The sequence below is a fragment of the Aureitalea sp. L0-47 genome (assembly GCF_026126405.1).
Taxonomy (GTDB): domain Bacteria; phylum Bacteroidota; class Bacteroidia; order Flavobacteriales; family Flavobacteriaceae; genus Pukyongia.
This window is the reverse complement of the sequence record NZ_JAFMTQ010000008.1, coordinates 24,585-48,521: the sequence shown is the minus strand read 5'-3', so window position 1 is coordinate 48,521 and position 23,937 is coordinate 24,585. Positions and strand designations below refer to the sequence as shown.

Below are 23,937 nucleotides of genomic sequence, written 5' to 3'. Positions count from 1 at the left end.
ATCATTTCTTTATTAATACAATTTTAGATCGGTCTCGCTTTGCGACTTCCTTAATAAAATCTACATATTCGTTAAATGTTTCCTTAGGGTGCCTTCCTGAATTCAGTATGAACTCTCGTTTATACAAAAAATCATCTCCATCTTTAACCAGCTCTGCTTTGTAGGTACCAAATTGTGAGTTGATCTCTATTTGTTCGAAAACAGACTCCACATTGTAATTTTCCGGGATTGCCCATCTAATCTCATCGCGTTCGGTATAGCCCCGCTTTATCACAACAGGTTGGGTCCGTTTTTTACTCTTTGAAGGAATGTTCTTTAGTCGCCTGAACAAGTTGGGATTCAACAAGATTCGGTCTCCCGCTTTTGAACAATAACCTGCTGTTTCGAATTTCAAGGACTCCTCGAAAACAATATTTTCCTTGTCATTTCTGAATTCAATATTATCCAGTCGAAGATCATTTAAATGAGACCAGGTATTCTTGTATGAAGAATCCTGTTCGTCTGCCTTGGCGTCTTTCAGACCGTACCTGAAATGATAAGAAACACCCGATGACGCCTGAAGAATCTCACCTGTCACTAAAAGCGACTCTTCAAGGGACGCCTGCCCCGTGATCCTCTCCAGGTTATCCTCTTCACTGTACTCATGCGTATTTATTATTACGCCTCCTTCCGGGGTGACCATCAAGACTTTCCTGTTGTCTGTATGCACCCCTAAATAGTTGAACGGCGCATCCTGGTTTGTGCACTCCAGAAACACTCGTTCATCTTCAAATGGAAGGGTGAGGATCACATGGTTACCTTGAAGTGCTACAAATTGCTCATCAATATCCTGGCCATTTGGACCCGAATTTACTATTGTATAATAGGATTCTATCCCCTGGCTCTCAAACAGAGCCATCGTATAATTTGTTAGGCCTTTACAATCACCGTAGCCTAATTTATCAACTTCTGAGGCGAGAGTTGGCTGCCAGCCCCCTATCCCAATCTGAACGCTAACATAGCGCGTCCTGGATTGCATGTACTCATAAATTATCCGAGCCTTTTCCCGTGGATCATCTATGCCAAGCACCAGCGATTTTACGCGAGCAATAGTGGACTGAGGCAATTCACGCCTCCCATTTAACAATTGCCGATACTGCCATAATCCAAAGTCTTTCCAATTCGAAATACTGGCCCTCTTACCTTTTAGCACAAAACGGGATGGAGCAATCCTAACCATCGGTAGAAATTCTGTATAATGCGGACCCATTTTCTCTTGTTCGATAGCAGGAAGATCTCTTACTTCATAAGAGATCAATTCATCTGATACAATTGTTTCTACCTCTCTGCCAACCAGGTTGTAAACACGAGGGTTCAAAGGTATTCTTGATGGATTTTTAAGTACATATTTTGAGCGTTCCAGACCTACACCAGTAAATGGGTTTGGCACCCAAAGTGGAAGAAACGAAGTAGAGGATGAACGCCAGTCACGTTTAAATTCAAAAGTAAAGGGGTAAAAGGCCGGTGTGAAATCCAGCACCTTCATGCGGCTGTCGGAATAAAGGTTAGAACCTGTAGCGCTCACGTCCTGAAAATCCTTTTCTTGAAATTCCTTGATTATTGTACCATTTTTATCATAGACTTTTGCCTCAACTAGTTCCACGGAAGTATCTTCATCGTAGCTTACCCATGGCTGTATGGTGGCAAGTCCCTTTTTGTTTAAAACCGTAATCACCGTTTTCTCGGATACTCTCATCTGATCTTCCGATATCAACTCCACGGATTTCGAATTATCCCGAATCACAGCACTGGAATTTTTCAACAATTCTGACGGAATATCTGCTACAGCATACCTCTGCTGAGCGCATAAAGTCGAAAAGAAAATTACATTCAAAGCAAAGAAAGCTTTAACTATATGCAATCTTTTTTTTATCATTTCTTAAACCGTAATATTCACTCTTTCAGTTTGGAATCAATCACAATGGTAACCGGACCGTCATTGACAAGGGCCACATCCATCATCGCCCCGAATTCTCCGGTGTAAACTTCTTTGCCTATTAGCTTCTCCATTTCATCCACAAATTCCTCGTATAGTGGTACGGCAGTCTCGGGTCGTGCTGCCTTAATAAACGAGGGTCTATTGCCTTTCTTCGTGCTGGCGTGGAGTGTAAACTGACTCACCACGATGATATCTCCTCCGGTTTCTAGTATGCTTCGGTTCATCGCACCGTTTTCGTCGGAAAAGACTCTAAGCCTGGCGATCTTTCCTGCCAGCCATTGAATATCTTCGGAATGATCTTCGGTCTCAATCCCAAGCAAGATGAGAAAACCGTTCCCAATAGTGGAAATTGTTTTCCCTTCTACATTTACTGATGCTTCACTTACTCTTTGTATTACCGCTCTCATGGTTGATTTTATCGATAGGTATCTTCTTCACCCGACATGATCTGCTGGTAACTTTTATACCTGGACCAGGCGATCTCTTCATTCTCAAGCGCTTCTTTCACTGCGCATTGTGGTTCTTCCAAATGAAGACAATTATTGAACTTACATTCTTGTTTTAATCTGAAGAATTCCGGGAAGTAATCTCCCAGTTCTTCATTGTCCATTTCAACTACCCCAAAACCTCGAATCCCAGGGGTATCTATGATCTTTGCTCCGAATGAAAGATCATACATTTCGGCAAAGGTGGTTGTATGCTGTCCCTGCTGGTGCTGCTCACTTATCTCCGAAGTCTTTAGGTCCAATCCCGGTTCAAGGGCATTGATCAGGGTAGATTTCCCCACACCACTATGCCCGGAAAACATGCAAACTTTATCTTCCATCAAGGCCTTTACTTTTTCTACATTCTTACCGGATTTAGCTGAGATTCCCAAGCAGGTATAGCCTATCTTTCGATATACCGATGCCAGATATTTCATCTCCAACAATTCTTCTTCGGAACAACTATCTACCTTATTGAAGAGCAAGATCGCTTCGATATCGTAGGCTTCAGCAGTAACCAGGAATCGATCTATAAAGGTTGGAAAAGTCACAGGGTTGTTGACAGTTACCAGTAGAAAAGCGATATCTATATTCGCCGCTATAATATGTGTTTGTTTTGAAAGCTTTACCGATCTGCGGATGATATAATTATCGCGTTCATCGATACCGTGTATGATCCCGATGGTTTCATCCCCTTTGGTTTCAACTTCGAAAGACACACGATCTCCTACGGCTACAGGGTTTGTACTTTTAATTCCTTCAATCCGGAATTTACCCTTGATCCTACACTCATAGAATTTTCCATTGTCAGTTTTCACCGTGAACCAGCTCCCTGTCGATTTGTATACAACTCCTTTCATTCAGTACAAAAGTCAGAAAATTAAAATAAACCACATTATAATTCCTGTATATTTGCCCATCACGTAAACAAAACATCTTATGAAAAAAATCCTCATTACATTATTTGCAATTTTTAGCTTTATCCAAGTAAACAACGCCCAGGCATATGAGTATCAAATTGTAACAGTAGTAGAATCTATCGTTCCTAACGGACTTGGTAGATCACGAATGGTAAGCGCCAACGAAACCAGGGACTACACTGAATTCACTTCAACACGAACTGAAGAAGACAACACTCGAAACAAATCAAAACGTAAAGATATCCGCGTTAAAGGCTTCGATGAAACCAAATTATTAAACTTCTATAACCTTGGAGGAATTCGCTTTCAGAATATTGCAGCAAACGACGCCATTGTGATGTCTAAACTAAACACCATGTCGGCTGAGGGCTGGGAATTGTTCTGGATCAATAGCGCCGTGGAAAGTGAAGGTGGAAAAGGAGATGGTAACGGGATCTATATTACCCGCTACACATTCAGAAAAGCGAAGGCCGCCGAATAATAAGATTCAAAAAATTAAGGAAGCCCGTTTAAACGGGCTTTTCTTGTTTCTGATTTATAATTCTTTTCTGGTGATTGATCGATTCCTGGTGGATTGCTTTGTATATCCGTAAGACGAATTCTTCGCTTAGGCTCTGTTCTTCTCCTTCCAGTATCATCTTTCCAAGGATCTCATTCCATCGCTTGGTTTGAAGGATAGCAACATTGTTATCCCTCTTCAGTGTCCCGATCTCATCCGAGATCTTCATACGCTTTCCAAGGATCTCCAGCAACTTGTGATCTACCACGTCGATCTTGGTTCGTAATGTAGCAAGCTTGTTTCTGAATTCCACCTCGTCACTTTCCTCTTCGCGTATTCTTAGATCGATGGTGATCTGGTCTAACGTTTCCGGGGTGATCTGCTGTGCTGCATCACTCCAGGCATTATCGGGGTCGTTATGGGTTTCGATCATGAGACCGTCGTAATTTAGGTCTAGGGCCGTCTGACAAAGATCGAAAATGATGTCCCTTCTCCCAGCGATGTGAGACGGATCCAATATCAAAGGAAGGTCGGGGAACCTGTTTTGTAGATCTATTGGGATCTGCCATTCCGGGTTGTTCCTGTACCTTGTCTTTTCATAGGTTGAAAACCCCCTGTGGATCACTCCCAGGTTTGGTATGTCCGCCTTATAAAAGCGTTCCACCGCTCCCAACCAGAGGGAAAGGTCCGGGTTTACAGGGTTTTTTATCAAAACTGGCTTGTTAGTTCCTCGCAGGGCCTCGGCAATCTCCTGTACAATAAAAGGCGATACTGTTGTCCTGGCACCAATCCAGAAAATATCTACATCGTGTTTTTGAGCGAGATCCACATGTGTAGGGCTGGCTACTTCAGTGGTGATCATCATACCTGTTTCTTCCTTTGCCCGCTGCAACCATTTCAAACCCAATGCTCCTACACCTTCAAAATTCCCTGGACGCGTACGCGGTTTCCAGATTCCTGCCCGAAGCACTGTTGCATCGGTATTCTTTAACTTGTGTGCAATATCCAATACCTGGTCCTCTGTTTCCGCACTGCATGGCCCTGCGATCACAAGCGGATGCGACAATTCCATGTTGTTTAACCAGGTTCTTAGCTCTTTTTTATTTTCCATCCAGCATTACGTTTGTAAGTTCACTCGGCCTGTTTTCTTTATTCTGAGCATATGCCCCTACGATCTTCAACTCTTTCACCTGTTGGTCCAAAGCTTCAATAGCATCATAGAACTGCTGGCTGTCCTCGAAGGTAAGGTCTACAAAGAATGCATATCTCCAAGGCGCGCCAAGCACAGGCAGCGATTGAATCTTTGTAAGGTTAATATTAAATCCGGCCAACAATTGAAGCGCCTTACTCAAAGTGCCCACCTCGCTACCCAATTGGAACTTAATAGTCGCCTTATTCGGTACTTTCTTACTTAAACTGGTTCCACGTTTACCGATCAATACAAACCGTGTTTCATTTTCCTTGATATCCTGAATATTACTGTCCAGTATCTTTAGTCCAAAGCGTTCAGCAACCTGCTTTCCTGCAATGGCCGCAACTCCCTTGATATTATTCTCCCGAATTCGTTTTGCTTCGAAAGCCGTATCCTTTCCTTCAATTATCTTGAACTGAGGTGGGAATTTCCGGAGGTATTCTCTACACTGTAACAAGGCCACAGGATGCGAGTGAACTTCGAATATATCTATTATCGATTCCGATTCCAGAGCCATTAAATACATCTGGATATTCAGAAATACCTCATCGAATATTTCGAATTCATCGGCATCAATTAGGTTGTAGTTAGGTAAAATGGATCCGGCTATGGTATTCTCTATTGCGAGTACGCCATAGTCTGCTTTGCCCTCCTTTACTCTTTGTGTTACATGGTCGAATGCTTCACATTTCACTAGTTCAACTTCGTGGTTGGGAAACAATTTCTGAACTGCCTCGTCGTGGAATGATCCTTCTATACCCTGAATTGCAACTTTCATAATTTTCAATTTTGATCCATAAAAAAACCCGGAAATCAATTCCGGGTTTACATGTTGTTATAGCAGCACTACATAGAGACCCGGTTCCTATTAAGAAAATAGAAAAACCAAAAGTTAAAAAATGTAGTGAACGTGTTCATTTCTGTTATTATCATTGCTAAAGTAAACATTTCGAAACAACAACAAAATGTTTTAGACGTTTTTTTATTTGCGTACTTTTATCAACGAGAAAAAATGTCGATTAGCGTTTCAAATATCAGTAAGGAGTATGGTGAGCAAAAGGCCCTGGACAAGGTATCCTTTTCCTTATCGAAGGGTGAAATAGTAGGATTTCTAGGACCCAATGGAGCCGGAAAATCTACCTTAATGAAGATTCTAACTACCTACTTGGCTCCTTCGGAAGGAGAGGCAGAGGTGAATGGACATTCCATTTTCACCAATAAAAAAGGGGTGCAGCAAAGTGTGGGTTATCTTCCGGAACACAATCCGCTATACCTGGATATGTATGTGAGGGAGTACCTGAAATTCAACGCGAATATCTATCAACGGTCAGATTCCGAAGTAAACGAAGTGATTAAGAAAACCGGTTTGGAACCAGAGTCTCATAAAAAGATCGGAGCATTATCCAAAGGGTACCGGCAACGTGTAGGGCTTGCTGCTGCATTGCTTCACGATCCGGAAGTGCTCATTCTCGATGAACCTACCACTGGTCTCGATCCTAACCAGCTTATCGAGATACGGGAACTTATAAAAACGGTAGGAAAGGAAAAGACCGTATTATTATCCACACACATTATGCAGGAAGTGGAAGCTATTTGCGACAGGGTCATCATTATCAACAAAGGAGTGATAGTCTTGGATAAAAAGCTCGATGAACTCGAGACAGGGAAACAACAGATCGTTGAAGTGGAATTCGATTATAGGGTTGAAACAGTAGCGCTCCAAAAAATGGACAAGGTGGCAAAGGTTGAAAACCCCAATGGATTCATCTATCATATTTATTTCGACACCGAAGAGGATATGCGTGCCAAGGTATTCGACTTCGCCCATGACAACGAGCTAAAGATCCTTCAGTTGCACCAGAAGAATACAACTTTGGAAAAACTCTTTACTGAATTGACTACTGGAAAATAAGTCGGCCCCTAAACAATTCTTCAACCTCGACAATAGGAGGACGATTCTTCGCGATGATGTCTCCAAGACCTCTTATTTGACCCCGGATAGAAACCTGGGGATTACAAATTATCTTATTAGTACTCCGATGGAACACGTTGATATTATTCACGATCAGGTCGGCTGCTTCCATCCTTGGATCGCCATCATCAAAACGTATACCCATATATTGGGCTTTTCCTCTAAGGAAGAAATTTGATAAACCATTGGACTGAACCCGAAGCAACACTACATCCAGATCGAGATCGAAATCACCATCGTGGTGATAAACTTCAAGATTTTCGGGATCATTGGAAATAAGACTGAGTTCGTTCCAGCCCAGGGTACCAATACTTGTCACCGGGAGACCGGAGCTTGTTCGAATTTCTCTTATGTCAGGACTCGACACAAAAACCTTGGTGATATCGAAATCACGCACATAGTTACAACTGTTTCTGTCACTCAGTTTCAGGGTGCTATCCTCCACTACCACCTGTATCTCGTTGATCAGGTTAGAACCTGTCTGCACCCTAACACTTTGGGTGTTCCCCTGCTGAACGATAAGCTGCACACGCTCCCATACCTGTATCTTTTTGAATAAAGGCACATCGTATTCCTGCTGAATCAATTCCCCGCTATCCTGAAAACAATCCCAGGCATTCTCCGAATCACATGCCCAGAACAACAATGGTACTATCAGTATAAATAATAATTTCCGCATAATTGTATCAAATTCTTACTCCCACTCCAAATTCAACGGCCTCTGCTTTGGCCCAATGTGCTTTTACCGTGATCACCCCGAAAAAACGATCATTAAAGAAATATCTCTTGACCCCTAACCTGTTGTAGATCCTGTTCTCGAATGCGTATGGCCAATATACATAATAACCTAGTTGAGAAACAAAGGCCGCTTTGTTAAATCTTAATTCGTGCCCTATAAATACACCAACCCGTCTGTAATCCTCGTCACCAGTTAATCCATCACCCGGAAAAGCTACTTCCCTGTATCGAATCAATTCGATCAGGAAATCTGAAAAGAAGAAGTCCACACCAACCTGGAATGTACTTTTGTAATTAATTCGTTTGTCTGCAAAGAAGGAGAAGGTGTAGAAAGGAAACTGTCCCAAACCATTCACATCCGCTTCATTTTTCCCGGTACGAATCACGGCATTGTACTTTATCCGCTCCGCATAATTTGTACTGCGCCATGAGCCAACAGGAATATAGGAAGGAAAAGTTATGGCATCAGGCTGGTAGCTGAGACCAACATTAAAAAAGAGGGTATTCGTACTGTTATTAGGCGCTCTGAAATTGGCATTCGAATAGTGCATCACGCCAAAACCTGCCTGTATCCCTAAACCGTCGATAAGGCGTTCCTTGGCATAGTTAACCATCATATAGGTTGAACTAAGGAGATGGCTTCCGTAAGCGTTATTCTGAAAATTAGTTTCCGGATCGTATGGGTTAGTATTGTAGGCAATACCCTGCCCCATGGTAATTCGGATGTTCCTGTTTAAGAAATACCAGTTAAAATGGCCGTAGAGTCCATAATTCTCACCCAAATAAGGATTCTTCATATCCTGGTAGGTAAACGTAAAACCCCAGTCGGGATAATTCCATCTCCCTTCGGGTTCATTCCAACCATAGGTTTTTCTATTGTACTGGATTACCAGGCCTGTAGGATGATCAGTTATAAGGTGTGCAATATCCGGGTTGTGTTCAAGGATACTTCCGGTGAAGGTATTTACTTCTATGGCAAAAGGAAATGTTTCCCGCTGCTGAGCGCTCGAAAACTGGTAAAAAAGAAGGATGATGATTAGGCAACGAAATTTCCTCATTTCTTCATAGAATCGTGTAAAGATACACTAATCTTCAAATATTAAACGACCGGTATAGTACGCATCTACCTCAACAATTTCAGGCCTGTTTACAGCTACGACATCTCCCGTTCCGCGTATTGATCCACGGATGCTGTTTATTGGATTCACTCTCATGATGTTAGCACTTCGCTGAAAAATCGTTAAATCTTCAATTTCAAGTTCAGCTCCCTCAAAAAGCGGGATCTCATCCGTAAAAAGTATATAGGCCTCTTTGGCCGATCCACTTAAATAAAACGTGCTAAACCCATTTCCTTCTACAAACAAATCATCGGTATCCAACTGCAATCGGAAATCTCCACTTTTCTTTGGATCTTCCAATCCGCCCGATGTATCACTCCTCAGTTCGAGATTTGAATATCGCAGCACACCTTCACTAATAACATCACCGGTAGACGCATTTCTCAATAGATCTATATCGGGCGCTGTTACATAGGCCACTATTGGTTCGTAATCTCGAAGGAGCTCGCAATTGTTATCACTGCTCACCACCAGAGTATTTCCGTATACTTCAACGGAAATATCAGTAAACAAATTGCCCCCTGCCTCCACGCGAACGTCAATCTCATTGCCTTGTCTTATTCTGAGATCTACGTTGTCCTCAATTCGGATTTTTGTGAATGAACCTACCGAATACGTCCTCGTCTCCCTGTCACCATTAACCTGAAGGCAATCCGGTGCGTCTTCACTATTACAGGAGAAGAAGAGAATACTCAGTATGATCAAAATTCTTTTCATATCATATTCGAATTCCGAGAGCGAATTCTATAGCCTCGGCATTAAAGGAATGCGATTTAATCGACACAGCCCCGAACCAATTCTTATTCAGAAAATATTTCATCCCAACCCGCGAATATACGCGACTTTCATATTTATAAGGGTAATACACATAATAACCCAGCTGGGTCTCAATTCCCAGATCACCAATTCTGAATTCGTGCCCGGCAAACAATCCTACTCTCCTGTAATCGTTATCGGGATCTATATTCCTAAGTGGAAACGAAACCGACAAATACTTAATCTCTTCTTGTAGAAATTCTGTGAAAAATATTTCAGCCCCTAATTGGAGTGTGCTTTTATAGTTCAGGCGTTTGTCGGCGTAACCCCCTAACACCCAAAACGGATGCTGTCCCAGGTCGATGTAATCACTGCTGTTCACACCTCCACGCACAAAAATATTAAAGTGAATGGGCTCACTAATTGGTTCATCGTCTACTTTTACATACTCCTTCGGTTCAACATCCTGTGGATTATACGAAAGACCTGCCGTGAAGGTTACAATATTCGTCCCTGAATTCGGTGCCTTTATGCTCCCGTTCGAACTATGGACCAGCGAAACTCCCAGTTCCAAACCGAAATCCTTAAATAGATCCTGCTCCACATAGGAAACCGCTAAGGTGGTAGAAAAAATAAAACTACTTCCGTAGGAAATATTCTTCGGATTGGTCCTGAGATCAAAGGGATTAGTGTTCAAGCCTATTCCCTCGGCCGCTCGTAAACGAAGCTTTCTATTCAGAAAATAAAAATTGTAATGACCCATCAGGGCGTAATTCTCACCCAGCACTTCATTTCCGAAGTCGGTATACTGAAGCATAAACCCCCAATCCGGATAATTGTATTCTCTATGCCATCGTTTTTTACCATAAGTCCTCTGGCTGTATGATAAGCTAATTATTCCCGGATGAGCGTTCACCAGATGAGCCACATTCTTATTGTGCCTAAGCATGGTTCCATATCCGTAAGAAACCTCGAACAAATTTCGGCCATTCACGGATTCCTGAGCTTTCAGTGGAAGGGACAGAAATACCAAAAAGATCAATATCCGGGACATGGCGCTAATTTAAACGAATTTGTTATCCCGCAAAGGGTAAATTCCCCAGATCAACATTGCCTCCGGAAATTAGTATCCCTACTTTTTTGTTTTTAAAACGTGTTTTTTCTGAAAGCAGCGCGGCAAAAGGAACAGCACAGGAAGGTTCAATAATAATTTTCATGCGTTCCCAAATGAGTTTAAGGGCTTCGATGATCTCTGTTTCACTTACTCGAATAATCTCAGGCACCAGTGATTTAATTATCGGAAAATTGACATCTCCCAGCTCCGTCCGAAGTCCATCGGCAATGGTATTGGCGGTTTCGTTCGATTCGATCTTTCCAGACTGAAGCGATCTCCAGGCGTCGTCCGCTTCAAGCGGTTCCCCTCCAATGGCCTTACACCCCTTTCCAAAATAATGCGCGGCCAAAGCAGTACCAGCAATTAGTCCGCCACCTCCAACCGGGGTAAAGATGTAGTCCAGGTTCGGATGGTCTTCAAGAAGCTCCATTGCCGCTGTGGCATTCCCAAGTATAACTTCATTCTGATTGGAAGGGTGGAGAAAGGTTGCTCCCGTAGCTCGCTGTATCTCTGCGGAAGTTGCTTCCCTGGCAGCCAGGGTAGGTTCACATTCAGTGATCTTACCTCCGTATTGCCGAACTGCACTCTTCTTTACATTAGGAGCATTCGAGGGCATGACAATGTAAGCATTCACACCAAGGTTCCTGGCGGCTAAAGCGACCGCCTGCCCAAAATTCCCGGACGAATGAGTTACAACCCCAGCCTTCCTTTGCGCTTCGGAAAGTTGTAAAATCGCGTTCTGGGCTCCCCTCATTTTAAAGGCACCCATCTTCTGAAAATTCTCACATTTGAAATAAACCCGGGCACCGGTTAACTGGTTAAGTAAAGTAGAACTCAATACAGGAGTACGGTGGATATACGGTCTTATACTGCGATGCACTTCGAGCAGTTCATCTCTCGTAGGGAATTCTGGGTTCATGCAGTAAAAATAGCTAAAATTAATTCTGTAGATGGATACCGCACTCTCGTTTTTCAAGGGCCTTTACGGGATCAAAGTAGTTGTATTCTGCCGGTAGATCATACTGTTCCAAATACTTCTTGATTCGCTCGTCATCAAAATGATAGAACGGACTCACTTTTAGAACCCCATCGTTACTAAAACTCAAAATATCCAGGCCATTTCTATAGTCCGTTTGTCCCTTGCGGACATTTGTAAACCATACATCGGGGCGATGCTGTTCCAGCGCCCTTCGAAAGGGTTCCAGTTTAACCCTTTCTGAAAACAGAGCGTGCCTGGGATCATGAACATCAGGCCTACCTAGCGTATTATCCAGGTACGCCGTGGTATACCTCGGACTGTAAATTTCTATATTTAGCTCAAGTCGTTCAATTAATTTATTTGCATGTGAATAAGTGTCATCGGTGTTATAGCCCGTATCACACCAAACAATTTCTACATCTTTCTGAACAGCGGTCACCGCGTGAAGCAATGAAGCCGAATACGGTCCAAAACTGGTTGTGACCAAAGGTCGCTGAGCAAACTCTAACACAAAACTTATGATCTCCGGGGGATCTTCGTAACGTAAATTATGGTTGAATAAATGAATGTTTCGAGGTGAAATCTTCATGGTAACACTTTATCCCTATAGACTTACTAGGTTATGCAAACTTACAATTTTATTTGAGTTCAACTTCACAACTAATGAATTAAATCTGCCAGGCTGGTATTTTCAAATATCTGAAGGGTATTGTCACGCACCTGGATCATAAGGTTGTGAACACTACAGGCATCCTCATCCGGACAATCGTCACACTTCTCGTAAAAATTCAAACTTACACAGGGGACCATCGCAATAGGGCCTTCCAATATCCGGTATATAGCAGCGATCGGTATTTCCGAAGGATCCTTCATGAGGTAATAACCTCCTCCCTTACCTTTCTTCGATCCAAGGTACCCGGCCTTTCTCAAAATGAGTAAAATGGTTTCAAGGAATTTATGAGAAATGTTCTCGGATTTTGCAATTACAGATATCTGCACAGGGGTATTCGACTCCTGTCTGGCGAGATAGGTGAGTGCTTTTAGACCGTATTTTGTTTTACGAGAAAGCATTTCTTCAATTAGTGTAAATATACGTTTTAGCCGAAAATTTTTCGTTGCGATTAAAATAATTGTTTCGCAATGGCCCTGATATTATCACTCTTACCCATTGAATAATAATGAAGAAAAGGCACTTTTGCTTCGATGAGTTCCTTACTTTGCTGTACACACCATTCGATACCTACTTCGCGAATTTGTCCATTGTCATCGCATTTCAACACTTCCTTGATCAGCTCTTCCGGTAGTTCGGTGTTAAAGCGATGTGGGATCATATTTAATTGCTTTTTCGTAGAGATCGGCTTTAAACCCGGAATTATAGGTGTCGTGATCCCTTGCGAACGACATTTTTCTACGAAATCGAAATACTTTTTGTTATCGAAGAACATCTGGGTAACTATGTAGGCAGCTCCATTCTTCAGCTTCTTCTTTAGAAAATGAATATCACTATCCATATTAGGAGCTTCAATATGCTTCTCAGGGTATCCCGCTACTCCAATACAAAAGTCAGTTTTCGCCTGGTTCTGAATCTCCTCATCCAGGTATTCACCCTTATTCAGTGCATCGATCTGCTTTACCAGTCCATTGGCGTAACTATGCCCCTCTTTATCAGGAGTAAAATAGGTTTCAGTCTTTACCGCATCTCCCCTCAGCGCCATTACATTGTCGATTCCGAGGAAATCGAGATCGATGAGGAAATTCTCAGTATCCTCCTTGGTAAAACCACCACAGAGTATATGGGGAATGGCATCTACATTATATTTATTCTGAATGGCCGCACAGATGCCCACAGTTCCCGGCCTTTTTCGCACTACTTGTTTCTGAAGCAGTCCGTTCTCCATCTCCTTGTATACGTACTCTTCCCTATGGTAGGTCACGTCGATAAACGGGGGATTGAATTCCATTAACGGATCGATACTATCGAAGATAGATTGGATATTCTGACCTTTCAATGGTGGCAGGATCTCAAAGGAGAACTGTGTCTTACCGTTTCCGTTTGCTATATGTTCGGTTACTTTCATTAGTCTGCTAAATTTGGTTGCAACCACTTAAAAGCTTTCTCCTCGGAAATACCTTTCCTTCGGGCGAAGTCTTTTACCTGGTCTTCTTTAATTTTTCCCAATCCGAAATAACGTGCGTCCGGGTTTCCGAAATAGTAACCGGATACCGATGCTGCCGGCCACATGGCCAGGCTTTCCGTTAGGGACACTCCTATCGTTTCTTCTACCTTTAATAACTCCCAGATCGTTTCTTTTTCCAGATGGTCTGGGCAGGCGGGATATCCCGGAGCCGGGCGAATTCCCAAATACGATTCTTTGATGAGTTCCTCATTGCTGAGTTTTTCTTCTGAAGCGTAACCCCAATACTCCTTTCTTACATGCTCGTGCAGGTATTCCGCAAATGCTTCCGCCAACCTGTCCGCCAGTGCCTTTATCATGATACTACTGTAGTCATCGTGTTCCGCTTCGTACTTCTTCGCGAGTTCCTGGGTTCCAAATCCCGCCGAGACACAGAAACAACCGATATAGTCTTTAACACCGGAAGATTCCGGGGCAATAAAATCGGCCAGGGCCAGGTTGGGCCGACCTTCGGCTTTACGCGATTGCTGACGTAACGTTCTGAAATAGGTAGTTTTCTTGTTTTCTTCAGTGAGAGACGAAACAAGGATATCGTCATCGTTTACCGTATTGGCTTCGAACAATCCGAAAACCGCTCTTGCTTCAAGCAAGCCTTCAGAAATAATTTCTGAAAGCATCGCGCGGGCATCCTTAAACAATTCCGTAGCCTGTTTTCCTATCACCGCATCGTCGAGAATGACGGGAAATCTACCGTGCAGGTCCCAACTCCTGAAAAACGGGGTCCAATCTATGTACTCCTCCAATTTCTCAAGAGGAAGTTTTTTAATTATGTGAATTCCCGGTTTCGAAGGAGCTTTTACTTCACCCGTCCAATCCAGTTTCAATTTATTTTTTCGCGCATCCGCAAGGCTAACATATTCCTTTTTCTGCTGACGGTCCAGGAAGCGTTCTCTAAAATCCGCATAATCCTTCTTCAGTTCCGATTTATAGGCCGTTTTCCTGTCTGGTTGTAAAAGGTCGCCCACCACAGTCACAGCACGGGATGCATCGTTCACATGCACCACGGCATTCTTGTATTCAGGGTCTATCTTCACCGCGGTATGGGCCTTGCTCGTTGTCGCACCACCAATAAGAAGCGGAACTTCAAATTCCTGTCGTTGCATCTCCCTGGCAAGGAAAACCATTTCATCAAGAGATGGAGTAATCAAACCACTTAGGCCTATGATATCGACATTCTCTTCCTTAGCCGTAGCGATGATCTTCTCCGGCGGTACCATTACCCCAAGATCCACGATCTCATAGTTGTTGCAACCTAACACCACAGAAACGATATTCTTTCCAATGTCATGGACATCTCCTTTAACCGTGGCCATAAGGATCTTACCATTGGAGCCGGAATTGTCATCTTTAGTTGCTTCAATGTATGGCAGCAGGTAGGCTACGGCTTTTTTCATCACTCTTGCCGACTTAACCACCTGCGGTAAGAACATTTTTCCACTTCCGAAGAGATCACCTACAACGTTCATCCCGGTCATCAGGTGACCTTCGATCACATGGATCGGCTTTTCCACCGATTGACGTGCTTCTTCCACATCTTCCACTATGAAGGAATCAATCCCTTTTACCAACGCCCTGGTAATCCTGTCCTGCAAAGGCTCTTCACGCCAGGACAGGTCGGCAGTTTTTTCTTTGCGCTCCCCTTTTACCGTCTCCGCTAATTCAAGAAGGCGTTCGGTAGCATCTTCTCTCCTATCGAGAATTACATCTTCCACATGCTCTAGCAGATCCTTGGGAATATCGTCGTAAACCTCCAGCATAGCCGGGTTTACGATACCTATGTTCATCCCTGCCTGGATAGCGTGATAGAGAAAAACAGAATGCATGGCCTCACGCACCACATCATTCCCCCGGAAGCTGAATGAGACATTACTTACCCCTCCACTTACACTACAATGTGGTAAATTCTCCTTGACCCAGCGAGTACCTTCAATAAAATCAAGGGCATTTCGCCTGTGCTCATCCATTCCCGTTGCTACAGGAAAGATATTCAGATCGAAAATGATGTCCTCCGGTGGAAACTTAACCTTATTCACTAAAATATCGTAGGAGCGTTTGGCAATTTCTATTCTTCGTTCCAGGGTGTCTGCCTGGCCGACCTCGTCGAAAGCCATCACTATAACAGCGGCCCCGTAGCGCCTGATAAGTTTTGCCTGGTGAATGAATTCTTCTTCCCCTTCCTTCAAGCTAATGGAATTCACCACACATTTTCCCTGCACGACTTGTAGCCCGGCTTCAATGATCTCCCACTTGGAACTGTCGATCATAATCGGAACCCTGGCAATGTCCGGTTCGGCAACAATAAGATTGAGAAACCTCACCATAGCCGCCTTCCCATCGATAAGGCCGTCGTCCATGTTCACATCGATGATCTGGGCGCCTCCTTCCACCTGGTGCCTGGCAATATCAAGGGCTTCCTCGTAATTGCCCTCTTTAATCAATCGCAAGAACTTTCGGGAGCCTGCCACGTTGGTCCGTTCCCCTACATTAATGAAGTTACTCTCCGGAGTGACCACAAGAGGTTCGAGTCCGGAAAGTTTAAGGTATTTCTTTTCTGAGGTAGCTGACGTCATGAGGCGTTTAATGGATCTGTTGCAGGGCTTTAACTTCTCTGGGTTTGTATTTGGCGGCAAGATCTGCAATTGCCTTGATATGTGGAGGTGTGGTTCCGCAGCAACCTCCAATGATATTTACAATTCCTTTGTCCAGGTATTCCTTAACCTGAAGAGCCATCTGTTCGGGAGTTTCATCGTATTCACCAAACGCATTCGGCAGCCCCGCGTTAGGATAGGCAGAAATGGCATAATCGGTTCTATTGGAAATTACCTCCAGGTGAGGTGTGAGCTGCTTGGCGCCCAGGGCACAATTGAATCCCACACTCACCAATGGGATATGTGATATGGAAATTAAAAACGCTTCCGCGGTCTGTCCGGACAAAGTACGCCCCGAGGCATCTGTGATCGTACCGCTTACCATAACAGGAATATTAACTCCTCTCTCTTCACGGATCTCTTCGATCGCGAAAAGGGCGGCTTTTGCATTCAGTGTATCGAAGATAGTTTCAACTAATAATAGATCTGCACCTCCGTCCAGAAGGGCTTCTGCCTGTTGCTTGTATGCGATCCTCAATTCGTCGAATGACACTGCGCGATATCCCGGATCATTTACATCTGGAGAAAGGCTGGCCGTTTTATTGGTAGGCCCCATAGCACCTGCGACGAACCTCGGTTTATGGGGTTCTATTTTAGTGAATTCATCCGCTACCTCTCGTGCTATCTTCGCCGATTCATAATTCATCTCGTATACCAGGTCCTCCATGTCATAATCTGCCATAGCGATGGTGGTACCGGAAAAAGTATTGGTCTCCACTATGTCCGCACCCGCTTCAAAGTACTTACCATGTATCTCGGCAATAGCCTTGGGTTGGGTAATGGACAAGAGGTCATTGTTGCCTTGTACCGGTTTATGAAAATCCTTAAATCTTTCACCACGGAAATCCTCCTCGGTGAATTGATAACGCTGAAGCATGGTACCCATAGCGCCGTCAAGTACTAATATCCTGTTCGCCAGGGCCTCTAGAAAGGTGCTCATACTTTTTCGTTATTTACAAAGACATCATAGGTAACATCCACCGCTCCTTCAAGGGTGATGGATACCGAACAGTATTTATCGAAGCTCAATTGAGCCGCTCTATCGGCCTTTGCTTTATCGATCTCTCCTTCCAGGTAAATTGAAACATGGATAGATTCGAAGGGCTTTGCCTGTCGGACCTCCTTTCGCTTTCCTTCCACTTCAATATGATAGCCGGTTATTTGCTGGCGCTGTTTTTTCAGAATGGAAACTATATCTATTGCATTACATCCTCCCACTGCCATAAGGAGAAGTTCCATTGGGCTGGCACCATGAACTTCCTCGTTAACTTTGCTATCAATATTTACAGTCACATTCGAATTCCCCTTGGCTTCAAAGTGAAAATCGTCGTTTACCCGGTCTAGTGTTACTTTCATTGTTACTATTTTCTATTTTTCAATTTTTTCATAGGAGGTTACAATACCCTTTATTAATGCTGAGCTGAAACCGTGGTGTTCCATTTCATTCAATCCTTCAATGGTACATCCTTTAGGAGTGGTTACTTTATCGATCTCCTGCTCGGGATGGGTGTCATTCTCGATCAATAATTTCGAGGCGCCATTTACGGTCTGATTTACAATAAAACTGGCAACCTTAGAACTGAATCCGATCTGGATTCCCCCCTGTACCATGGCTCGCATGAATCGAAGCACATAAGCTACCCCACAGGCTCCAAGAACCGTCGCGGCTTCCATAAGCTCTTCTTCAATGAATTGAATCGAGCCTATGCCCTCGAACATTAGTCGGACAGTTTCATTAGTCTTTTCATCCGCAGTATTTCCGCAGATACAAGTGAGCGACTCACTTACAAAAGCGGCCGTATTTGGCATCGCTCTAAAGATGGCCAGCTCCCGGGAAGTAGCTATCCCGAGTTGATCAATGGTAATCCCCGTTGCCAGGGAAACCAGTATATGTTTCTCGGGGTTGAAGGCATCACGAACCTCCTCCAGGATGGAAAGAATATTGTGTGGTTTCAGAGCCACCAGGACCAGGTTGGCGTTTTTAATCGCCTTACTGTTGTCTGATGTAACATTCACACCACGATCCTTGAAAGTTGACAGGGTTTCAACATTCCTGCGAGTTGCAGTGATGTTTTCGGGAGATGTATATCCTACGTCCAGCAATCCTTCCAGAATTGCTATACCTAAATTGCCACATCCGATGATCGCTACTTTTCTTTCCATTTCAGTATAGTTTAATTAAACCATAAAGGTAGTATGAATCACGCATTACCACATGATCCAAATCATACTATTCACTACTTCTCATCTTCTGAAACGGGTAATTACAAAAACCCATCATAGATGTCTTTACCAGAAAATATTATCAAAAAAGGAAACAAACAGACTGTGTAGTCTCGTGGTTATCTATCATCGGCTGTGCCGTGTAGAAAGTAGCACCTTCTTTCAAGAGAAAGGGTTGCTAAGGTTTCACAGGGTCTAATCCCTCCACCTTTCTTGATAACGTTTCAGTAAAAGTTTGAACTTTAATCCTACAAAGATTGGAAAACAGAATGGACTTCTCCAAATAAATTTTGCTAAACTTGAATTCAGAAGTAAGAAAACAGCCTAAATCTCTACCGCAACAAGTTTTGTTTCAGCTCGGCGTAGGAAGTTATCTTTTGTGCCACTTTTTTCTTCGGAAGTATTTCCTTTATGGATTTGGGCAGGTCGATCTTTTCTGAAATTTCCTTCGGAATGACATCCAGGAACTTCACGGGGTGAGCGGTTTCCAGGAATATTCCCAAACCGTCGAAACCACTATCCCTGGTGTAAGCCTTCAAAGCCGAATACCCGATCGCACCGTGAGGATCTGCGATGTATCCGAACTTGTAGTAGAGATATTTCATTGTAGCCCGGGTCTCCTCGTCGGAATAACTATATCCACTCAAATTGGAGCGTAGTTTATCGAGGCTGTGATCGTGCAATTCTTCTATTCTTATAAAATTACTAGGCGCTGCCACATCCATGGCATTCGAAATAGTAGGAACCGTTTCCCGGGTATCAAAGGTACCGGTTCGAAGGTAATTCGGGACAACGTCATTGGCGTTGGTAGCCGTAATAAAATGATGGACCGGCAGACCGATCTTCTGCGCCATCATCCCCGCACAGATATTTCCGAAGTTCCCACTGGGAACAGAGTAAACAATGGGTTTCCCCTTGGATTGCAACTTTTTGTACGCACTGAAATAATAGAACATTTGCGGAAGCCAGCGCGCTACGTTAATGCTATTCGCCGATGTAAGGTTCACCTTGCCTTCAAAATCCGAGTCCAGAAATGCTTTCTTCACCATGGCCTGGCAATCGTCGAAATTACCTTCCACCTCGAGAGCCCTGATGTTCTTACCTAAAGTTGTGAGCTGCTTTTCCTGTATCTCGCTCACCTTACCGGAAGGGTACAGAATGACCACCTCAACACCATCCACCTCGTAAAACCCATTAGCCACGGCTCCACCAGTGTCACCGGAAGTAGCAACCAGAACAGTCACCTTTTCTGAAGTAGCTTTCTGACTATTGAAGTAGCCCAGGCATCGTGCCATAAAACGAGCTCCCACATCTTTAAATGCTAATGTAGGCCCATGAAATAGCTCCATCGAGTAGGTGTCCGGTTCGATCTCAACCAATGGGAAATCGAAAGAAAGTACCTCATCTACAATTTGTCTTAGTTCATCCTTCGGAATTTCACCAGCGACAAACTGCTCTATTACCTGAAAGGCAATTTCCGCATTTGATAGTTCACTAAGTTGCTGAAAGAATTCTTCTGGTAAGGGTTGGATGGTTTCAGGATAATACAATCCCCGATCCGGAGCCAAACCACGAACTACGGCTTCCCGAAAAGAAACCTTTGGTGCATTCTTATGCAAACTGAAATACTTCATCAATCCTTAATTATCCTAACACCTCTGGGCCCAATAGCCGAGGTGTAAATATGATAGTCTATGCCCGAAGGCTTGTACACCGCATCAAAAGCGGCTTCCACTTGCCTGGCTGTTGTCTCACCTTTCGATAATGCAAAAACCGACGGACCTGAGCCTGAAATTCCCCCACCCAGTGCACCGGAATCCTTTGCAGATTTAACTAGTTGGTCAAAATGCGGGATAAACTGTTTTCTGTAGGGTTCGGCTACACCATCCACAAGTGAGCGACCAATGAGTTTGTAGTCTGAAGCAAACAATCCCGAGATCAGTCCACCCACGTTGGCCCACTGCGCTATGGCGGTCTTCATGGGAATTTCCTTCGGAAGTACATTCCTGGCGTCTTCGGTCTTCACTGCGATCTGGGGGTGAATCACCGTTGCAAACAATTCCGAAGGAACCGGAATCGAAACAACCTCCAGTGGTTCAAAACTTCTAATTAAAATAAATCCCCCGTAGAGTGCTCCCGCCACGTTGTCCGCTATAGGTGAGCCACAGGCCACTTCCTCGCCCATCATTGAATAACGAAGCATTTCGAGTTGTGAAAACTTTCCCTCGAGAAAATGATTTACTGCATAGGCAGCGCCCGCACTGCTGGCTGCACTGCTACCCAGTCCACTACCGGGTTTGTATTTTTTATGGATCTCCATTTCTATTCCGAAAGAAGCTCCACTGTCCGCGAGCATCGCCTTGGCAACAACGCCAGCAACATTCTCGTCTACCTCGAAAGGCAGATCTGCTCCGGTGATCTTTGAGATTCTCACTTCGGGCTCGTTGATCTTTCGGAATACCATTTCATCACCCAGGGTATCCAATGCGAAAGCCATGGTATCGTAACCACAGGATACATTGGCAACCGTTGCCGGTGAAAAAATTCGTATCTGATCCATTTTTTTATCTTTTTCCGAGACTGATAATATCCCCGAATAGTCCGGAGGCCGTCACTTCCGCACCGGCTCCCGCTCCTTTAATGATAAGTGGTTGTTCCACATATCGATCTGTGTAAAACAACACTATATTGTCCTTGCCGTCCAGGTTGTAGAACGGATGATCCGCACTTACTTCCTGCAGGCCTACTTTTGCTTTTCCCTCGTTAAATTCAGCTACGTATTTGAGTCGGTTACCATTCTCATTCGCCTTTCTGAAAAGCGCATCGAAATGATCCGCCTCATCTTTGAGGGTCTCATAGAAATCGTCCACCGAATCCGCATCCAGCGAAGCTCTCGGGAGAAAGGAATCATTTTCTATGTCCTCCATATCGATGGCATGGCCACTCTCTCTTGCCAAAATGAGTATCTTCCTTGCAACGTCTACCCCACTCAGGTCAATTCTTGGGTCGGGTTCGGTATATCCCTCTTCCTGCGCCTGCTTCACCACGTCGAAAAAGGTAGTACTCTCATTGAAATTATTGAACACGAAATTCAGGCTTCCGGATAGCACCGCTTGTATGGAAGTGATACTGTCTCCCGAATTGATGAGGTTATTCAGCGTATTGATCACTGGCAGGCCTGCTCCTACGTTAGTTTCAAAGAGGAAGGGCGCATTGTAGCCTCGGGCAAGAGACTTAAGCTCCTGGTATTTGCCGTATTCAGAAGAACAGGCGATCTTGTTACAGGCAATGATAGCGATATTCTCTCTCAGGTAATCTGCATAGGAATTCGCAACGTCTTCATTGGCCGTGATATCGATAAATATGCTGTTCCTCAGGTTCAGGTCCCGAATGGTATTGAACCATTTAGTAGTATCCTTAGTTACTCCGTCATGCAGAAGGGATTCCCAATTATCGAGGTTCAGGCCTTCTTCGTTGAAGACCATTTTCCTTGAGTTACTTAACCCAACCACTCGTACCTTCAGGTATAGATGATCATACAAATGTTGTTGCTGCTGCCTGATCTGGTCCAGCAAACGTTTCCCCACGTTTCCAACGCCTACTACGAACAGGTTAAGGGATTGCACCTGGCGTTCAAAGAACCTGTAGTGTAGTGTGTTTAATGCCTTTTTTACATCCCGTGCATCGATCACTGCAGAAATATTACGTTCTGAAGCTCCCTGTGCAATGGCCCTGATATTTACGTTGTTCTTTCCTAAAGAACTGAACATTTTTCCGCTGGTTCCCTGTTGGCTTTTCATATTATCACCTATCACGGCAATAATTGCGTGGTCGTGCTCTACAGAAGCTTTGTCTATTTTGCCCAGTGAGTTCTCGTAAGCAAATTCTGAATCAATAGCTGTTGCCGCTCGATCGGCATCCTGTGTTTGTACCGCAATACAAATGGAATGCTCGGAGGAAGCTTGTGTGATTAATATAACGTTGATCTTTTCGTTCGATAGCGCCTCGAAGAGTCGTTTACTGGATCCAGGTATTCCCACCATCCAGGTTCCCTCCAGTGTGATTAGGGATACATTGGGAAGGTGACTAATTCCCTTTACGGCTCCAAAATCCGGGTTTCCCTGGTTATTGATCAAGGTGCCTTCCGCTTCCGGTTCAAAAGTATTCCTTATACGTATGGGGATGTTCTTATCGAGAACCGGTCGGATAGTTGGCGGATACAGCACTTTTGCGCCAAAATGAGAAAGCTCCATGGCTTCATGATACGAGATCTCTTCTACGGGAAAGGCTTGTTTTACAAGCTTTGGATTTGCGGTGAACATTCCACTTACATCCGTCCAGATTTCCAGTACTGATGCATTGAGCGAGGCTGCAAAGATGGCGGCGGAATAATCGGAACCCCCACGTCCCAGTGTAGTTGTTTCTCCTTCAGTACTCCTTGAAATAAAGCCAGGTGCGATGGTGATCAGGGCATCGTGTTCGGCAAAATACCTTCTAATATTGTCTCCGGTAGTTTCAGGATTCACCTGGGCACAAGTATAACTGGAATCCGTGGTAATTACGTCCCTGCTATCCAGTCGCTTTACCGAGTCTAACTGCAGCCGTGTACATTCAGCAATAATAAATGAAGAGAGTAGCTCACCAAAGCTCAATACCTTGTCTTTTGTCTTTGCTGAAAATTCGTTGATGAGATAGATACCCTGTAATATCTTCTTCAGTTCCGAGAGGCCTTCGTTTAGATAGTCCATCGATGCCCCGGAAAGACCTAGTTCTGAAGCTGTTTTCCGATGTCGTTCCGCGATCGACTCCCAAAGCTGAAGATAATGCTCATCCTTCACATTGGCCAATTCACCCGCTCGCTGCAGGGTATCGGTCATACCCCCCAGGGCCGAAACCACTACGATCATTCTTTTTTCGCCGGCTTTCGACTTCAGGATTTCCACTACTTTCCGAATATTTTCGGAACTCGCCACAGATGTTCCACCGAACTTAAGTACTTGCACAGGATTCGATTTAGAAAATTGAAGCTGTAAGTATACTAATTTCTCAAGGAAATAAGACTGATACCGGTCATGATATTGCAAATAATAAGCCGCTAAGCCTACTATATCACCGACAAT

At 44.0% G+C, this 23,937-nt stretch carries 22 protein-coding genes and 1 riboswitch; of the genes, 2 read left to right on the top strand and 20 right to left on the bottom strand.

Annotated features, from left to right (window positions below; translation table 11 throughout):
- Position 1 precedes the first annotated feature (1 nt).
- The 3 genes from J1N09_RS09350 to rsgA are packed head-to-tail and all read right to left on the bottom strand — an operon-like array spanning position 2 to position 3,323.
- Positions 2-1,915: a DUF3857 domain-containing protein gene (locus tag J1N09_RS09350; RefSeq protein WP_265199906.1), complete on the bottom strand. Its 1,914-nt coding sequence runs from the start codon at positions 1,913-1,915 to the stop codon at positions 2-4.
- Positions 1,916-1,932: 17 nt separating this feature from the next.
- Positions 1,933-2,385: a D-aminoacyl-tRNA deacylase gene (dtd, locus tag J1N09_RS09345; RefSeq protein WP_265199905.1), complete on the bottom strand. Its 453-nt coding sequence runs from the start codon at positions 2,383-2,385 to the stop codon at positions 1,933-1,935.
- Between the two features lie 8 nt (positions 2,386-2,393).
- The gene (rsgA, locus tag J1N09_RS09340) at positions 2,394-3,323 is read right to left on the bottom strand and encodes a ribosome small subunit-dependent GTPase A (RefSeq protein ID WP_265199904.1); all 930 of its coding nucleotides are present in this window, start codon (positions 3,321-3,323) and stop codon (positions 2,394-2,396) included.
- Positions 3,324-3,402: 79 nt separating this feature from the next.
- On the opposite strand from rsgA, the gene J1N09_RS09335 reads away from it, so the two are divergent.
- Positions 3,403-3,864 carry a hypothetical protein gene (locus J1N09_RS09335; RefSeq protein WP_265199903.1) on the top strand — a complete coding sequence of 154 codons (462 nt, stop codon included), beginning with the start codon at positions 3,403-3,405 and terminating at the stop codon, positions 3,862-3,864.
- Between the two features lie 28 nt (positions 3,865-3,892).
- Here J1N09_RS09335 and J1N09_RS09330 read toward each other — a convergent pair whose 3' ends face one another.
- Together J1N09_RS09330 and J1N09_RS09325 are read right to left on the bottom strand one after the other, a co-directional pair.
- Entirely contained in the window at positions 3,893-4,993 is a 1,101-nt protein-coding gene (locus J1N09_RS09330; RefSeq protein WP_265199902.1) for a bifunctional 3-deoxy-7-phosphoheptulonate synthase/chorismate mutase type II, read from the bottom strand.
- Positions 4,983-5,852 carry a prephenate dehydratase gene (locus J1N09_RS09325; protein ID WP_265199901.1) on the bottom strand — a complete coding sequence of 290 codons (870 nt, stop codon included), beginning with the start codon at positions 5,850-5,852 and terminating at the stop codon, positions 4,983-4,985. Before J1N09_RS09325 ends, J1N09_RS09330 begins: the two co-directional genes overlap by 11 nt.
- Before the next feature lie 234 nt (positions 5,853-6,086).
- Between J1N09_RS09325 and gldA the strand changes: the two genes are divergently transcribed.
- Complete coding sequence (gene gldA, locus J1N09_RS09320) at positions 6,087-6,986, top strand: gliding motility-associated ABC transporter ATP-binding subunit GldA (RefSeq protein ID WP_265199900.1); 900 nt, start codon at positions 6,087-6,089, stop codon at positions 6,984-6,986.
- Here the strand turns inward: gldA and J1N09_RS09315 are convergent.
- From J1N09_RS09315 to thrA, 15 genes are all read right to left on the bottom strand, one after another.
- The gene (locus J1N09_RS09315) at positions 6,973-7,725 is read right to left on the bottom strand and encodes a head GIN domain-containing protein (RefSeq protein WP_265199899.1); all 753 of its coding nucleotides are present in this window, start codon (positions 7,723-7,725) and stop codon (positions 6,973-6,975) included. The genes gldA and J1N09_RS09315 overlap by 14 nt on opposite strands.
- A gap of 7 nt (positions 7,726-7,732) precedes the next feature.
- Complete coding sequence (locus J1N09_RS09310) at positions 7,733-8,842, bottom strand: acyloxyacyl hydrolase (RefSeq protein ID WP_265199898.1); 1,110 nt, start codon at positions 8,840-8,842, stop codon at positions 7,733-7,735.
- A gap of 27 nt (positions 8,843-8,869) precedes the next feature.
- Positions 8,870-9,619 (bottom strand): head GIN domain-containing protein, encoded by a 750-nt coding sequence (locus J1N09_RS09305; RefSeq protein WP_265199897.1) that lies wholly within the window; start codon positions 9,617-9,619, stop codon positions 8,870-8,872.
- A gap of 1 nt (position 9,620) precedes the next feature.
- Entirely contained in the window at positions 9,621-10,712 is a 1,092-nt protein-coding gene (locus J1N09_RS09300; RefSeq protein ID WP_265199896.1) for an acyloxyacyl hydrolase, read from the bottom strand.
- Positions 10,713-10,734: 22 nt separating this feature from the next.
- On the bottom strand, positions 10,735-11,691 hold the full coding sequence (locus tag J1N09_RS09295) for a threonine/serine dehydratase (protein ID WP_265199895.1): 957 nt from the start codon (positions 11,689-11,691) through the stop codon (positions 10,735-10,737).
- Positions 11,692-11,710: 19 nt separating this feature from the next.
- A complete protein-coding gene (locus J1N09_RS09290; protein WP_265199894.1) occupies positions 11,711-12,340 on the bottom strand; it encodes a phosphoadenosine phosphosulfate reductase family protein in 630 nt (209 codons plus the stop codon).
- Between the two features lie 71 nt (positions 12,341-12,411).
- On the bottom strand, positions 12,412-12,822 hold the full coding sequence (locus J1N09_RS09285) for an RrF2 family transcriptional regulator (protein WP_265199893.1): 411 nt from the start codon (positions 12,820-12,822) through the stop codon (positions 12,412-12,414).
- A 50-nt stretch (positions 12,823-12,872) separates the two neighbouring features.
- Positions 12,873-13,829, bottom strand: coding sequence for a methylenetetrahydrofolate reductase [NAD(P)H] (gene metF, locus J1N09_RS09280; protein WP_265199892.1), 957 nt, complete (start codon positions 13,827-13,829; stop codon positions 12,873-12,875).
- The gene (gene metH / locus J1N09_RS09275) at positions 13,829-16,516 is read right to left on the bottom strand and encodes a methionine synthase (RefSeq protein ID WP_265199891.1); all 2,688 of its coding nucleotides are present in this window, start codon (positions 16,514-16,516) and stop codon (positions 13,829-13,831) included. Before metH ends, metF begins: the two co-directional genes overlap by 1 nt.
- A 7-nt stretch (positions 16,517-16,523) precedes the next feature.
- On the bottom strand, positions 16,524-17,534 hold the full coding sequence (locus tag J1N09_RS09270; protein ID WP_265199890.1) for a homocysteine S-methyltransferase family protein: 1,011 nt from the start codon (positions 17,532-17,534) through the stop codon (positions 16,524-16,526).
- Positions 17,531-17,950 (bottom strand): OsmC family protein, encoded by a 420-nt coding sequence (locus J1N09_RS09265; protein WP_265199889.1) that lies wholly within the window; start codon positions 17,948-17,950, stop codon positions 17,531-17,533. The genes J1N09_RS09270 and J1N09_RS09265 overlap by 4 nt, the downstream gene beginning before the upstream one ends.
- A gap of 12 nt (positions 17,951-17,962) precedes the next feature.
- Positions 17,963-18,757, bottom strand: a complete 795-nt coding sequence (gene proC, locus J1N09_RS09260; RefSeq protein ID WP_265199888.1) for a pyrroline-5-carboxylate reductase — start codon at positions 18,755-18,757, stop codon at positions 17,963-17,965.
- Positions 18,758-18,933: 176 nt separating this feature from the next.
- A riboswitch (SAM riboswitch) is annotated at positions 18,934-19,040 on the bottom strand.
- Positions 19,041-19,149: 109 nt separating this feature from the next.
- Positions 19,150-20,451 (bottom strand): threonine synthase, encoded by a 1,302-nt coding sequence (gene thrC / locus J1N09_RS09255; RefSeq protein ID WP_265199887.1) that lies wholly within the window; start codon positions 20,449-20,451, stop codon positions 19,150-19,152.
- Positions 20,451-21,377 carry a homoserine kinase gene (locus tag J1N09_RS09250; RefSeq protein WP_265199886.1) on the bottom strand — a complete coding sequence of 309 codons (927 nt, stop codon included), beginning with the start codon at positions 21,375-21,377 and terminating at the stop codon, positions 20,451-20,453. The genes thrC and J1N09_RS09250 overlap by 1 nt, the downstream gene beginning before the upstream one ends.
- Positions 21,378-21,381: 4 nt before the next feature.
- On the bottom strand, positions 21,382-23,820 hold the full coding sequence (gene thrA, locus J1N09_RS09245; RefSeq protein ID WP_265199884.1) for a bifunctional aspartate kinase/homoserine dehydrogenase I: 2,439 nt from the start codon (positions 23,818-23,820) through the stop codon (positions 21,382-21,384).
- Positions 23,821-23,937 lie beyond the last annotated feature (117 nt).